At 57.0% G+C, this 13742-nt stretch carries 13 protein-coding genes; 5 read left to right on the top strand and 8 right to left on the bottom strand.

Annotated elements, in window-relative coordinates; genetic code table 11:
* Positions 1–23 precede the first annotated feature (23 nt).
* The 3 genes from preA to ychF form a co-directional block, all read right to left on the bottom strand.
* Entirely contained in the window at positions 24–1328 is a 1305-nt protein-coding gene (gene preA / locus MWU55_RS11505) for an NAD-dependent dihydropyrimidine dehydrogenase subunit PreA (RefSeq protein ID WP_246936317.1), read from the bottom strand.
* Positions 1328–2668, bottom strand: coding sequence for an NAD(P)-dependent oxidoreductase (locus tag MWU55_RS11510; RefSeq protein WP_246936318.1), 1341 nt, complete (start codon positions 2666–2668; stop codon positions 1328–1330). The genes preA and MWU55_RS11510 overlap by 1 nt, the downstream gene beginning before the upstream one ends.
* A 185-nt stretch (positions 2669–2853) precedes the next feature.
* A complete protein-coding gene (ychF, locus tag MWU55_RS11515; protein WP_246936319.1) occupies positions 2854–3951 on the bottom strand; it encodes a redox-regulated ATPase YchF in 1098 nt (365 codons plus the stop codon).
* A gap of 100 nt (positions 3952–4051) precedes the next feature.
* Between ychF and MWU55_RS11520 the strand changes: the two genes are divergently transcribed.
* Together MWU55_RS11520 and trpA are read left to right on the top strand one after the other, a co-directional pair.
* Positions 4052–4468, top strand: a complete 417-nt coding sequence (locus tag MWU55_RS11520) for a VOC family protein (RefSeq protein WP_246936320.1) — start codon at positions 4052–4054, stop codon at positions 4466–4468.
* Positions 4469–4527: 59 nt separating this feature from the next.
* Entirely contained in the window at positions 4528–5319 is a 792-nt protein-coding gene (gene trpA, locus MWU55_RS11525) for a tryptophan synthase subunit alpha (RefSeq protein ID WP_246936321.1), read from the top strand.
* Here trpA and MWU55_RS11530 read toward each other — a convergent pair whose 3' ends face one another.
* Both MWU55_RS11530 and MWU55_RS11535 read right to left on the bottom strand, forming a co-directional pair.
* Positions 5320–6537, bottom strand: coding sequence for an FAD-binding oxidoreductase (locus MWU55_RS11530; RefSeq protein WP_246936322.1), 1218 nt, complete (start codon positions 6535–6537; stop codon positions 5320–5322).
* 26 nt (positions 6538–6563) lie between these two features.
* Entirely contained in the window at positions 6564–7088 is a 525-nt protein-coding gene (locus MWU55_RS11535; protein WP_246936323.1) for a DUF2478 domain-containing protein, read from the bottom strand.
* Positions 7089–7206: 118 nt separating this feature from the next.
* On the opposite strand from MWU55_RS11535, the gene MWU55_RS11540 reads away from it, so the two are divergent.
* The gene (locus MWU55_RS11540; RefSeq protein WP_246936324.1) at positions 7207–8070 is read left to right on the top strand and encodes a DUF1989 domain-containing protein; all 864 of its coding nucleotides are present in this window, start codon (positions 7207–7209) and stop codon (positions 8068–8070) included.
* A gap of 69 nt (positions 8071–8139) precedes the next feature.
* Positions 8140–9573 (top strand): cell envelope integrity protein CreD, encoded by a 1434-nt coding sequence (creD, locus tag MWU55_RS11545; RefSeq protein ID WP_246936325.1) that lies wholly within the window; start codon positions 8140–8142, stop codon positions 9571–9573.
* 52 nt (positions 9574–9625) lie between these two features.
* On the opposite strand, the gene deoD is transcribed toward creD, so the two are convergent.
* Entirely contained in the window at positions 9626–10330 is a 705-nt protein-coding gene (gene deoD / locus MWU55_RS11550; RefSeq protein ID WP_246936326.1) for a purine-nucleoside phosphorylase, read from the bottom strand.
* Between the two features lie 46 nt (positions 10331–10376).
* Between deoD and MWU55_RS11555 the strand changes: the two genes are divergently transcribed.
* Positions 10377–10901: a DUF4329 domain-containing protein gene (locus tag MWU55_RS11555; protein WP_246936327.1), complete on the top strand. Its 525-nt coding sequence runs from the start codon at positions 10377–10379 to the stop codon at positions 10899–10901.
* Positions 10902–10964: 63 nt separating this feature from the next.
* Here MWU55_RS11555 and MWU55_RS11560 read toward each other — a convergent pair whose 3' ends face one another.
* Together MWU55_RS11560 and MWU55_RS11565 are read right to left on the bottom strand one after the other, a co-directional pair.
* Complete coding sequence (locus tag MWU55_RS11560; protein WP_246936328.1) at positions 10965–11597, bottom strand: CAP domain-containing protein; 633 nt, start codon at positions 11595–11597, stop codon at positions 10965–10967.
* Between the two features lie 130 nt (positions 11598–11727).
* The gene (locus tag MWU55_RS11565) at positions 11728–13692 is read right to left on the bottom strand and encodes a protein meaA (protein WP_246936329.1); all 1965 of its coding nucleotides are present in this window, start codon (positions 13690–13692) and stop codon (positions 11728–11730) included.
* Positions 13693–13742: the final 50 nt, after the last annotated feature.

Raw genomic sequence — 13742 nt, forward strand, 5'->3', positions numbered from 1 at the left:
CGGGCGGCAGGGCCGAAGGGTTTTTACTCCGCAGCGGCTGAGCTGGGGTTGTTGGGGTGGGTTGTCCAGTTCGCATACTCATCCGCAACAGGCTTTCCGGTCCGTTCATCCATTGCGCCGGGCGCGATGGTTTCCATCGTGATACAGCCTTCAACGGGGCAGACATTGACGCACAGGTTGCAAGCAACGCATTCGTCGTCTTTCACGTCAAAAACCCGATCTTCTGACATGCTGATTGCCTGATGCGAGGTGTCTTCGCAAGCGGCATAACACCGACCACATTTGATGCAATCCTCTTGGCTGATCCGCGCTTTGGTGACGTGGTTCAGGTTTAGATACTGCCAGTCAGTGACATTCGGAACAGCGCGCCCGATGACTTCGTCAATCGAGCTGTAGCCCTGTTCGTCCATCCATTGGCTGAGGCCCGAGATCATCTCTTGCACCACTTTGAAGCCATAGGTCATCGCGGCGGTGCAGACCTGCACGTTGCCCGCACCAAGCGCCATGAACTCCGCCGCGTCACGCCATGTGGTCACGCCGCCAATGCCTGAAATGGGCAGGCCATGCGTGCCGGGGTTGCGGGCGATCTCGGCCACCATGTTCAGGGCGATGGGTTTCACCGCCGGGCCGCAATAACCGCCATGCGTGCCTTTGCCGTCGATCATTGGCTCGGGCGACATAGCGTCTAGGTTCACGGAGGTGATCGAGTTGATCGTGTTGATCAGGCTGACTGCATCCGCCCCGCCATCCTTCGCCGCTTGAGCGGGCATCAGAATGTTGGTGATGTTCGGTGTCAGCTTCACGATCACCGGCAGGTCGGTCGCGGCTTTACACCAGCGGGTCACCATCTCGATATACTCGGGCACCTGACCCACAGCGGATCCCATGCCGCGTTCGGCCATACCATGCGGGCACCCGAAATTGAGTTCGAACCCGTCACAGCCGGTCTCTGCGATGCGTGGGATGATCTCTTTCCACGCGGCTTCCTCGCACGGCACCATGACCGAGGCGATCAGCGCGTGATCAGGATAGTCCTTTTTCACGCGGGTCATTTCCTCAAGGTTCACCTCAAGCGGGCGATCGGTGATCAGTTCGATATTGTTAAGACCCAAAAGGCGCCGATCGGCCCCGTGTATGGCACCGTAGCGCGGGCCGTTCACATTGACGACGGGCGGGCCTTCCGACCCAAGGGTCTTCCAAACCACGCCGCCCCAGCCAGCCTCAAACGCGCGACGGACGTTATATTCTTTGTCTGTCGGCGGGGCCGAAGCCAGCCAGAACGGGTTGGGAGAAGAAATTCCAAGAAAGTTTGATGTCAGATCGGCCATTAGCTTGCTCCCATCAATGTAGCGTGAATATCCATGGCCGCATCGCGACCCTCGGCAACAGCGGTGACGGTCAGGTCATCCCCACCCGTGGCGCAATCGCCCCCAGCCCAGACGCCTTTGGCGCTGGTGCGTTGGGTGTCGTCGACGGCAATTTTGCCCCCGTCCAACGCAAGCGCATCAGGTGTGTCGCCCAGTTTCTGACCGATGGCTTTAAACAGCTGATCAGCCGGCAGGGTGAAGGTCTCGTCCAATGTGACCAGCTTGCCGTTTTGGGTTTCGGTGTAGGCAAAGGTGACGCCGGTCAGCGATCCGTTGCCCTCGATCCCAACGGGGGTGGCATTGCAGATAAGCGTGACACCTTTTTGCTGCGCCAGATCCTGTTCGAATTCCGAGGCTGCCATCGCCTCTTGCCCACGACGGTAAACGATTGTGACGTCTTCCGCGCCCAACAGCTTGGCTTGAACGCCCGCATCAATCGCGGTCATGCCGCCACCGATGACAACCACGCGGCGCCCAACGGGCAGGGTGGTCAGGTCGCTGGCCTGTCGCAGGTCTGCAATGAACTCAACCGCGTCCGAGACGTTGTCTTTGTCCTCGCCTTCCATCCCCAAGGCATTCACAGCAGAAAGCCCCATGCCAAGGAAAACCGCGTCGAAGTCGCTTTGCAGCGCGTCCAGCGTGACCCCATTGCCAAGGCCTTGGCTATATCGGATGTCGATCCCACCAATGGACAGAAGCCAATCCAACTCGCGCTGGGCGAAGTCGTCGGTGGATTTATAGGCGGCGATGCCGAATTCGTTCAGGCCGCCCCCTTTGGCGCGCGCTTCAAACACTACGACGTCATGGCCGAGCATGGCCAGACGATGCGCGCAGGACAGACCTGCGGGACCAGCACCAACGACAGCAACTGATTTTCCGGTTTTGTCGGCGCGGGTGAATGGGTGCGTGTTTGCCGCCATAACGGTGTCGGTTGCATAGCGCTGAAGACGGCCGATCTCGACTGGCTTGCCTTCTGCGGTTTCGCGTACGCAAACCTCTTCGCAGAGTGTCTCGGTCGGGCAGACGCGGGCGCACATGCCGCCGAGGATATTTTGCTCCAGAATGGTCTTCGCAGCCGCCTCGGGCGTACCCGTGGCGATCTGTCGGATGAACAATGGAATATCGATCGAGGTCGGGCAGGCGGTCATGCACGGCGCATCGTGGCAGAAATAGCATCGATCCGCGGCAACCAGTGCTTCGTGTTCGTCATATTCCGGGTGAAGGTCCGTAAAGTTGTCGGCAACTTGCGTCGGGTCTAGCCGCCCGGCTGCAACGCCGTTTTCCCTGTTGATATGTGCCATAGCTACTTCCTGTTGTTGGCTTTGGTCACTTCAGTAAGGCATAGATTTAAAAATTTTACCAGATGGTAAAATAGTTGAGTTGAAAGTGGATGGCTGCGTTTGCCGAGTGTGAGTTTGGGGTTCACACAACAGAAAAAGCCGCAGCGTTTTCGCTACGGCTTCTGAAATTCCGTGTTTAAAAGGGGTTAGGCGTTGAACAGGAAGTGCAGAACGTCGCCATCTTTCACGGTGTAACCCTTACCTTCGGCGCGCATTTTTCCCGCTTCTTTCGCGGGTCCTTCGCCGCCCAGTTCGACATAATCGTCATAGGCAATGGTCTCGGCCCGGATGAATCCGCGTTCGAAATCACCGTGAATCACCCCGGCAGCTTGTGGGGCCATGGTGCCTTCTTTGATCGTCCAGGCGCGGGCCTCTTTCGGGCCGACAGTGAAGTAGGTTTCCAGATGCAAAAGCTCATAGCCGGCGCGGATCAGGCGATCGAGGCCAGCCTCTTTCAGGCCAAGCTCTTCCAGGAACATCTCCATATCGTCTGCATCAAGCTGGCTGATCTCTTCCTCGATCTTGGCCGAGATCACGACCGAGGCCGCACCCTGTTCAGCAGCCATCTTCTCGACCGCTTCAGAGTAGGCGTTGCCAGTGGCCGCGTCGCCTTCGTCCACGTTGCAAACATATAGGATCTTTTTCGAGGTCAGAAGCTGAAGCATGTTCCACTGCTTGCGGTCCTCGTCGTCGACGTCGACAGTACGGGCCGGGCGACCTTCTTCCAATGCGGCTTTGGCGGCTTGCATTAGGCGTTCCTGCTGAACGGCCTCTTTGTCGCCACCGCGCACCTTGCGCACGATGTTCTGCAGGCGCTTTTCGATGCTTTCAAGATCGGCGAGCATCAGCTCGGTTTCGATCACTTCGGCGTCTTCGACCGGGTTTACACGACCTTCGACATGGGTCACGTCTCCATCATCAAAGCAGCGCAGCACGTGAGCGATGGCATCCACTTCGCGGATATTGGCCAGGAACTGGTTGCCTAGCCCTTCGCCTTTGGATGCACCTTTCACCAGACCGGCAATGTCCACAAAGGTCATGCGTGCGGGGATGATTTCTTTCGACGACGCGATCTCGGCCAGTTTATAAAGGCGCGGATCGGGCACGTTTACTTCGCCCACATTGGGTTCGATGGTACAGAAGGGGAAGTTGGCGGCTTGCGCAGCAGCCGTTTTGGTCAGCGCATTGAAAAGCGTCGATTTGCCCACATTTGGCAGACCCACGATACCCATCTTGAAACCCATCACGGCCTCCGTCGTTGAAACACTCGCGCGTTCTAGGGCTTTGACAGGCTGGGCGCAAGCGTGGTGGAGTGGGAAGGTATGAAATGGAGGAGGATGACTGATGCAACCTATTCCCTATATGTTTTTCAAAGACCAAGCACGAGCGGCAATGACCCGCTATGGCGAGATTTTCGGCAACGCGCCCGAGATCATGTCGTTCAAGGACATGCCCGAAGAAGATCGTGCCCAAATGCCGGGTGTCGCCGACGATGCGGTGATGCATGCCGGATTGGCCATCGGAGACGGCTGGCTGTTTGCAAGCGATGACCCGAGCGGTGAAACACCCGAAATGGCGGGGTGCAATGTATGTGTCTCACTCGCGGGCGACGACGAAACGCGCCGCGTCTTTGACGCTTTGGCTGAGGGCGGTGAAGTCCGCATGCCTTTGTCGCCCATGTTCTGGACTTCTTTGTTCGGAACGTTGACCGACAAGTTTGGCGTACGTTGGATGATTATGGCGGACAGCGATTATCAGTGAGCCATTGATTTTCCCGTCGCGCTTGGGCAAACCGGGCTGGACCAAGAAGGGGATCACGCATGACTCGCATTGACGCCAAGTTTGCCGCGCTTAAGGAAAAGGGCCAGAAAGCCTTTGTTGCCTACATCATGGGCGGTGATCCTGATGTGGAAACTTCGCTTGAAGTGATGAAAGGTCTGCCCGCAGCCGGTGTGGACGTGATTGAGTTGGGTGTGCCCTTCACCGACCCGATGGCGGATGGTCCGACCATTCAGCTGGCCGGTCAGCGCGCGCTTGGTGCAGGTATGACGCTGCAAAAGACGCTGGATATGGCTGCTGAGTTTCGCAAGAAAGATGACACGACGCCAATTGTTTTGATGGGCTATTACAATCCGATCTACAATCGCGGCGTAGATAAGTTTCTGGTCGATGCAAACGCCGCCGGCGTTGACGGCCTGATCGTGGTGGACCTGCCGCCCGAAGAAGATGACGAGCTGTGCATCCCTGCGCAGAAAGCGGGCCTGAATTTCATCCGTCTGGCGACCCCGACTACCGATGACAAGCGTTTGCCGAAGGTGCTACAGAACACCTCGGGCTTTGTGTATTACGTGTCTGTCACCGGCGTGACTGGGTCCGCCGAGGCACAGGCCGGCAATGTTGGCCCTGAAGTGGCACGCATCAAATCAGCCACGGATATTCCAGTGATTGTCGGCTTCGGCGTGAACACACCCGAAAAGGCCGAAGCGATTGCAAGCGTGGCCGACGGCACCGTGGTTGGATCGGCCATCGTGTCGAAAATCGGCGCGGGCGAGCCCGTTGCTGACATTCTGGCATTCGTCAAATCACTGGCCGACGGTGCGCATCGCGGCTGATTAGATCACGGCGCGCTCGCCAAACGGGGTGCCGGTGACGATCCGCTCATACCCAAACGGTGACAGGTCCATGCTGCGATAACCGCCATGGGTGATCAGTTCGGTCAATCCGCGCCCCATGGCCGGAGCCTGTTGCAGCCCGTGGCCTGAGAATCCATTGATAAAAAAGAAGTTTTCTAGCTCGGGATGGGGTCCAAGAACAGCGTTCTGATCCAGCGTGTTATAGGCATAATGCCCGGCCCATTCGGTGACGATCTTTAGCGCCTCAAACTGCGGGATCCGCGTCGCCACATGGGGCCAGACATGGGTTTCCCAGATGCTGTGATCCATGTGGAAATCGTCCGGCGTGACGGCGACATCATCTTCCGAGGCGGCTCCAATCATGTAGGTTTCCGGCCCGTCTTGACGGAAATGGATACCGCTTGGATCAACGGTCAGGGGCAGGGGGCGATCCAGTGGATCAGCGGCACTGACCACCCATGTGAACCGTTTGCGGGGTTCAATCGGAACGTCCAATCCAGCCATCTTTGAGAACACTGCAGCGCGAGGGCCAGCCGCGTTCACCAACTGACCGCAACCGATGTTTGTGCCATCAGCAAGGGTCACGGATGTCGCGCGCGCGCCTGAGGTCTGGACCCCGACGACCTCGCCCGAGAGGTATTCAACACCAGCCTCAATCGCCTTGCGCCGGAACCAGTCGAACAGTGCGCCACCGTCCCAATAGCCTTCATCTTTGGCACCATGGCTGCCCAAAATGATGTCATCCAGATTGTAAAACGGATACGCATCCGCAAGGTCGTTGCGCGTCATAATACGGGTTGAGGCACCAAGCTTGCATTGCATGGCCTGCGTCGTTTTTAACGTCTCCGCACGCTGTTCGGTGTCCGCCAGATAGAGATATCCGAAATCTTGAACCCTAAGGTTCTCAACCCGCTCATCTCCGCCCATCTGCGCGCGCAGGTCCTTGATGAACTCCAGCGTGAACTGAGAAATCTGAACATTCAGAGGTTCCGAGAATTGCTGGCGGATACAGGAATTTGTATGCGCGGTGGAACACTGTGCAAAGCTTGGGTCACGTTCGATCACCAGAATGCGCCCATTAAAATCCGGGTCCCGCGAAAGCCACCAAGCCACCGACGATCCCATGATGGCCCCACCCACAATGACAACATCATAAGTTGAATGCTTGGGTGCACCGGCAAACACCTGTCGGGTCATAGGTCAATCCATCTTTGTTATTGGTTTTAGGAAGTTTTTTGGCCATCTGCCGCGTCAACGGCATTCATGACCCAGTGCAATATGGCGTCATGCTGCGGCTCCAACGCCACCGCCTCGCCAACGAACTCCATAAACGCATCGCGAGACCCTTCGCTTAGCCCGATGATCGCAGGGATATCGTCTGCCAACGCCAGTCCGACCGCCTCACGAAAGCCACGGCCTTCGGCCTCTTGCTTGCCGAACTTGTTGACCAACAGAAGATCAGCACCCTCCTTAAGACGCGCTTCGGTCGTTGCGACGGCCGTTTCCAGTGCCTCCGGGTTCAGCTTACACCCCCGTGCATTCGCGCCGAGATACTGACTGATGCGGATTTTGGGGCCGTCCGGCAGGACCAGCACATCCATATCGCAATGATGCTCTTCGGCCCGTTCGGTATCCAGCTGAACCGTGCCGCAAAGCTTCAAACCCTTCTCGGAAAGGGCTTCGGCAACGCCGGCTAAAAGCAAATTGGTTGTGCCCCGTCCGGGCGCGATCACATAGGCAAGTTTCATCTGATGTTCCTTCTGTTTCCCAATTTGCAAGCCGCTGCGTGCTTGTCAATTGTCGCCTGCGCTATTGCTCTGGAAACATCCCCGTGTCTTGATGCCTCCAGTCAACGGGAGTGGGAAAATGAAACCAAAGATTTCACAGCATGAAGCCCCTGCAGATGCGGAACAACGCCGCGCTGTTAAACCCGTGATCTGCTATCCAGTGGACAGCCTTACGCCACCGCCCATGGCGCTTTACCGCAATGCTCGCGAAACTGCGCGAAAGGTGGACGAAGTTTTGGTTCCAGCACGGGATGCAAAGACCTTTCAGGTGCATGCAGGGCAGTTCTTCCGCATCTCTTCCGTTGACGGTCCGCAGGTTGGCGACCTGAACCTGTGGAACGTCGATGATTTGGGCGAAAGGTTCTATTCAGGCAAGACTCGCGCCCTTCATGGCACACATTTAAGCACTTCAGATCGGATGTGGACAAGTCATCCCAACCTGCGCCCGATGGCTACCATCACCGATGATACGCTGGATTGGTACGGGTTCGACGACTTTGGCGGGTCCGTGCATGACGTGATTGGTACACGCTGCGATCCCTACACACACAACCTTTTGTCAGGCGGTCAGTATCATCATTGCTGCCATTCAAACCTGACGCGCGCCTTGGCCGATCACCTTGGCTGTTCTTTGGCTGAAGCGGAAACCCATGTGCATGACGTGTTAAACGTTTTCATGTGTACAGGCTTCACGCGCGACACCGGCCAATACTTTATGAAAGCCAGCCCTGTGCGTCCGGGCGACTACCTTGAGTTCTTTGCCGAAATTGACCTTCTCGGCGCGCTAAGTGCGTGTCCGGGCGGGGATTGTTCTTCTGAGCACAGCTCGGACGAGGCCGCATGCTACCCTTTGCTGGTCGAGGTATTTGCGCCCGAAAAAGACGCCTTGATCGGCTGGGAACCGCCGATGCGCAATGGATATGAGGGCAGCCACGGGCGCTAAGGTATTCCGTCCCTTGCACCTTCGAGTGACCGCACTAACCTGTGTTCAACATAGTTGAAGGAGGTTCCCATGCGGTCCCTTGGTTGGCGTTTTATTATCGTCGGTGTTTTGTGCCTTGTTATGTTTATTCCCCTGATGATGGTGTCGGATATCGTGAATTCACGACGGCACTATTCTGAAGACACCATCCGGTCCGTTGGGCAGGAATGGGGCGGCGAGCAAACGATCTCTGGCCCGCAGGTTATTATTCCAGTCAATGCGCGGGTCAAAGTGACCGAGCTGCGCAATGTGATCGACGAGGCCACCGGCTTGGTCATGCGCGATACTGAGACAGGCAAGAACCTGCAAAAACTGGTGGAAGAAGAGCGGATTGAGAACCGCGAACCGCTTTATGTGTATCCCGATCTTTTTGACGTCCAACTGTCCTCGGAAACGCAAATGCGTCACCGCGGGATTTTTCAGGTGCCGGTGTATCAGGCCAAAGCCAAGATCGTGACCGAGTTCCCGTTTGACCGGGTTGAGGCCACGCTGGGCGAGGGTGAGTTTGCCGTTTGGGATGAGGCAACGTTGCGCCTGACCGTCAGTTCAAATCGGGCGTTGCGCGGCGAAGCCAGCCTGATGTCTGAGGGGCAGGAAATACTCCTTGAACCGCTTGGCGGAACGGCTGGCCTTTCTGCGGCACTGCCGGGGGGCAAAGATCAGTCCAGCTTTGATCTAATCCTGGGCTTCAACGGCGCGGCAGAGTTGCGCGTCTCACCCGTCGGGCGATCCAGCACGATCCAGATGAAAAGCGACTGGCCAGATCCCAGCTTCAGCGGGGCGTTCTTGCCTGATGGGTCAGAAATCTCGGACACTGGATTTACCGCCAACTGGTCGATCCCACATCTGGCGCGCAGCCTGCCGCAAATCTCGCGCATAGATCATGAACCGATCTCTCGTCGGGATACATCCTTCGGCGTACGCTTCTATCAACCCAATGATTTCTATCAAAAGGCATGGCGCGCGGCGCGCTATGGCATTCTTTTCGTGTCGCTGACCTTCCTAACCGTTCTGCTGATGGACATGCAAAGCAAACGGCCTGTGCATCCGGTGCAATACCTATTGATTGGCCTGTCGCAAGCTGTCTTTACGCTGCTCATGCTGGCCTATGCCGAACAGATCGGTTTCTCGATGGCGTATCTTGGGTCTGCCGCTGCGCTGATATTGCTTTTGGTTCTGTTTGGCAGGTTTGCCCTTAAAATGGGATCCCGCACGTGGGTGCTTGGGGGCATGTTGGTGCTGCTTTATGCGGTTCTCTATCTGATCCTCTATTCCACCGATTACGCGCTGCTTGCAGGCGCGACGCTGGCCTTCGTGGCGATTGGCGCAACCATGTACGCCACCCGGAACGAGGAATGGTATGGCGAGGATGGACCTGGAACGGGCCTGTTTGCGCGCCGTGCGGCACGGAAGGCCGAAAAGCAGGTGGTGCCCCCTACTGCGGGACCCAAAGCAGAAAGCTGAAACGAAAAGAGGCGCCGCATGGCGCCTCTTTCATTTTAGATGAACGGTTTGATTAAGCGAACGCAGCTTCTAGCGCGATTTCAACCATATCGCCAAAGGTCTTCTCGCGCTGATCCGATGGCAGGGCCTCGCCAGTTTGCAGATGGTCAGACACAGTCATGATCCCCAAGGCGCGCACGCCATGTCGGGCGGCCAGAGTGTAAAGCTCGGCCGCTTCCATCTCGACCCCCAGAATGCCGTGGCGGGTCATTTCTTTGTTCAGATCTGGGCGTTCGTCATAGAACGTATCGGACGAATAAATCCCGCCCACATGCACACCTACATCACGCCCGCGAGACGCCGCAACTGCGGCCTCCAACAAGCCGTAATCGGCGCAAGGGGAGTAGTTCAGCTCGCGAAAAATGGTGCTGGATGGGGTCGCGACTGTTGTGCAGGTCATTGCGATCACCACGTCACGCACCTTCACATGTGGCTGCATTCCGCCGCAGGACCCGATGCGGATCAGCGTTTTCGCGCCATAGTCACGGATCAGCTCATTCGCATAGATCGAGATCGACGGCATCCCCATGCCCGACCCCTGAATGGTCACGCGGTCGCCCTTATAGGTGCCGGTAAAGCCCAACATGCCACGCACTTCGTTGACCAACTCGGCCCCTTCTAGGAAGTTTTCAGCGGCCCAACGCGCCCGATAGGGGTCACCGGGCATCAGTACAGTTTCTGCGATTTGGCCCTTTTCGGCCCCGATATGGACGGTCATGGTCGGCTCCTATAGTCATTGTGTTTCGCAGGCAAAGGAGAACCCCGTGCGCTGGATCATATTACCATTCTTTATCGTGCCAAGTTTGACCCATGCGCAAGAGGCAGCAGAGTTAACGCTGGTGAAACAGGTCTTTACCGAGCTTCAGCCCAAGTCGATCCGATGGAATCGCGAGTATTGTGGGTACATTGGCTATGACCAAAGCGGCCAGCTGATTGCATCACGTCCCACGCCGGGAAAACGCGCGAGCTGTCTGGCAGATGAACCCGAAAACATCGAAACAATTCTGTCTTCATATCATACGCATGGGGCGTTTTCGTATGATTATGCCAATGAAGTTCCATCCGGGGATGACATGGAAGGGGATGAGGAAGAGGGGATCGATGGCTGGGTCGCCACGCCCGGTGGGCGGCTATGGTATATCGACACAGAAGATTTGATCACCACGCAGATTTGCGGGATCGGGTGCCTGCCGATGGACAAAGAATTTGAGCCCGGCGACATGGGACATATCGCCGAAAGCTATAGCTATAACGAGCTGGTGCAAAAGCTTGAGGAAGGTGACGGGTAATCTGTGGTCTGTAATCGGCACCGGACCTGAAGCAGTCACGATGCCAGATAACAGCGCCCAACTTTAGTTGCGCTTTGGCTTGCCCGCCGGATCTTTGGAATCCCCGAACCAAATCGACCAGAATGTCCGGTATTGTCCCTTAACCTTTGCGCGACCAAAGCCAATGCCAACGGATTTCCAGTTTTTCCGCCGCCACATGCCTTCGTTCAAAATGACCTTGCGGTGATTGGGCGAATTCAGGAAGCCTTTGATCACAACTTCCGGATCGCTATACCCCCACGCGGTGATTTCATAGGCGTTTTTGCGGTACTTTGTTCTCAAACGCTTGGGGGCGTCCCACATGGCTTTCGGGGCCCGATGGTTGGCGTAGTAGGGCGCATCGCTCCAGCTGTGCGTATTCGTGCCGCGGATTGGGCCGCCTCGTGGGGCGATGTTGCGAGTGAAATCCTCGACATGGCGTCCGGCGACAAGGGTCAAGCTGGACGAGAGCGGGATCGGTTTTAATCCGCGCTTTGCGCGCTCGCGCATAAGGATGTCATAGGCCTGTTTTTCAATGCCACTGAGGTGATCATTGGCGGTCGGCTTATAGTAGTTGAAAGCCGCACCTTTCGAGCTGACCTTGATGATCTCATTCGCCAACGCGGGCGACTGAGAGGCAAACAGCCCCAGAGCTGCTGTCAGAAGAAGCATTTTCATATGGACACACACGCCTTTGGCTGGAAACGGATCACTACTTTCACGAGATTTACACGTGAAATGAGGCCGGAATCTGCACGGAATGGTGCAATATCGCGTCAATTGTTTCCAGTTTTAACGAGTTGCTGCTCTATTCAGCTGCGATGTCCTTGGGGGCAACCAGCGTCACGATGTCTTCCATGATTGTGTTCAGCTCGAAATCCTTCGGCGTATAGACCTTGGCAACACCCATTGCGCGCAGACGCTCGGCGTCTTCGTCGGGAATGATGCCACCGGCCACGACCGGAATGTCGCCCAACCCGGCGTCTTTCATGCGCTCCATCAGCTCTTCTAGCAACGGGATGTGGCTGCCGGATAGGATCGACAGGCCAACCACATGGGCTTTGGTTTCAATGGCCGAAGCGACGAGTTCCTCAGGAGTCAGGCGGATGCCTTCATAGGTGATGTCCATGCCGCAATCGCGGGCGCGGGCAGCGATCTGCTCGGCACCGTTCGAGTGTCCGTCCAGTCCCGGTTTGCCGACCAAGAAGGTCAGGCGGCGGCCTAGAGCGTCCGATACAGCGTCCACACGATTGCGGATTTCGTCCAGACCTTCGGTGCGGTTTGACGGGTTCTTCGACACGCCGGTCGGTGCGCGATACTGGCCAAAGGTCTGACGCATTACCTCGCCCCATTCCCCGGTCGTTACGCCCGCTTTGGCAGCGGCAATCGACGACGGCATGATGTTTTCGCCCGACTTGGCGGCGGCGCGAAGGGCGTTCAGGGCTTCCTTAACTGCAACGTCATCACGATCCGCACGCCATTGTTCCAAACGTGCGATTTGGTCGGCTTCGGCTTCTTTGTCAGCCACCATGATGGCTCCGTCTCCAGCCGTCAGCGGGCTTTCAGTGGTTTCAAGCCATTTGTTCACGCCAACCACAGTGGTGTCGCCGACTTCGATCTTGCCGATGCGGGCAGCGTTGGATTCCACCAGTCGCGACTTCATGTATTCGATGGCAGCAACTGCGCCACCCATACCGTCAATCTGGGCCAGTTCGGCTCGTGCGCCGTCTTTCAGCTCGGCCACTTTGCGTTCCACGGCGGGGTTTTCATCAAAGAGGTCGTCGAACTCCAACAGGTCAGTTTCGTATGCTAGAATTTGCTGCATGCGGAGCGACCACTGCTGATCCCACGGACGGGGTAGGCCAAGCGCTTCATTCCAAGCGGGCAACTGCACCGCGCGGGCGCGGGCATTCTTCGACAGCGTCACAGCCAGCATCTCGATCAAGATACGATAGACGTTGTTTTCAGGCTGCTGCTCGGTCAGACCAAGTGAGTTCACCTGAACGCCATAGCGGAAGCGGCGGAATTTCGGGTCTTCAACGCCGTAACGTTCGCGGGTGATTTCGTCCCACAGCTCGACGAAGGCGCGCATTTTGCACATTTCAGTCACGAAACGGATGCCGGCGTTCACGAAGAACGAGATGCGGCCGACCATGGCCGGGAAGGCCTCGGCAGGGACTTTGTTCTTCAGGTCGTCCAGAACTGCGATCGCGGTGGCCAGCGCGAAGGCCAGCTCTTCCTCGGGCGTCGCGCCAGCTTCCTGCAGGTGATAGGAACAGACGTTCATCGGGTTCCATTTCGGCAGGTGTTCGCGCGTATAGGCGGCCACATCGGTGATCATGCGCAAGCTGGGCTTGGGCGGGCAAACATAGGTTCCGCGCGACAGATACTCTTTGATGATGTCGTTCTGAACAGTGCCCTGCAGCTTCGAGATATCAGCGCCCTGTTCCTCGGCGACGGCAATATAGAGCGACAACAGCCACGGCGCAGTAGCGTTGATCGTCATCGAGGTGTTCATTTGCTCAAGCGGGATATCTTTGAACAGCGCGCGCATGTCGCCCAGATGGCTCAGCGGTACGCCAACCTTGCCCACTTCGCCGCGCGACAGCTTGTGGTCGCTGTCATATCCCGTCTGAGTAGGCAGATCGAAGGCCACCGACAGACCGGTCTGACCCTTGGCCAGATTGGTGCGGTACAGCTCGTTCGATGCTTTTGCGGTCGAGTGACCAGCATAGGTGCGGAAAAGCCAGGGGCGGATGGTATTCGAAGACATGGCAGAGACTCACCTTATGTTGCGCTGCAGCATTTTTAGTGGCGCAAGAA

Source organism: Aliiroseovarius sp. F20344 (genome assembly GCF_023016155.1).
Lineage (GTDB): Bacteria > Pseudomonadota > Alphaproteobacteria > Rhodobacterales > Rhodobacteraceae > Aliiroseovarius.

Coding starts and splice junctions, on each gene's coding strand:
- preA (WP_246936317.1), bottom strand. CDS start 1,328: ATGGCCGATCTGACATCAAACTTTCTTGGAATTTCTTCTCCCAACCCG.
- MWU55_RS11510 (WP_246936318.1), bottom strand. CDS start 2,668: ATGGCACATATCAACAGGGAAAACGGCGTTGCAGCCGGGCGGCTAGAC.
- ychF (WP_246936319.1), bottom strand. CDS start 3,951: ATGGGTTTCAAGATGGGTATCGTGGGTCTGCCAAATGTGGGCAAATCG.
- MWU55_RS11520 (WP_246936320.1), top strand. CDS start 4,052: ATGCAACCTATTCCCTATATGTTTTTCAAAGACCAAGCACGAGCGGCA.
- trpA (WP_246936321.1), top strand. CDS start 4,528: ATGACTCGCATTGACGCCAAGTTTGCCGCGCTTAAGGAAAAGGGCCAG.
- MWU55_RS11530 (WP_246936322.1), bottom strand. CDS start 6,537: ATGACCCGACAGGTGTTTGCCGGTGCACCCAAGCATTCAACTTATGAT.
- MWU55_RS11535 (WP_246936323.1), bottom strand. CDS start 7,088: ATGAAACTTGCCTATGTGATCGCGCCCGGACGGGGCACAACCAATTTG.
- MWU55_RS11540 (WP_246936324.1), top strand. CDS start 7,207: ATGAAACCAAAGATTTCACAGCATGAAGCCCCTGCAGATGCGGAACAA.
- creD (WP_246936325.1), top strand. CDS start 8,140: ATGCGGTCCCTTGGTTGGCGTTTTATTATCGTCGGTGTTTTGTGCCTT.
- deoD (WP_246936326.1), bottom strand. CDS start 10,330: ATGACCGTCCATATCGGGGCCGAAAAGGGCCAAATCGCAGAAACTGTA.
- MWU55_RS11560 (WP_246936328.1), bottom strand. CDS start 11,597: ATGAAAATGCTTCTTCTGACAGCAGCTCTGGGGCTGTTTGCCTCTCAG.
- MWU55_RS11565 (WP_246936329.1), bottom strand. CDS start 13,692: ATGTCTTCGAATACCATCCGCCCCTGGCTTTTCCGCACCTATGCTGGT.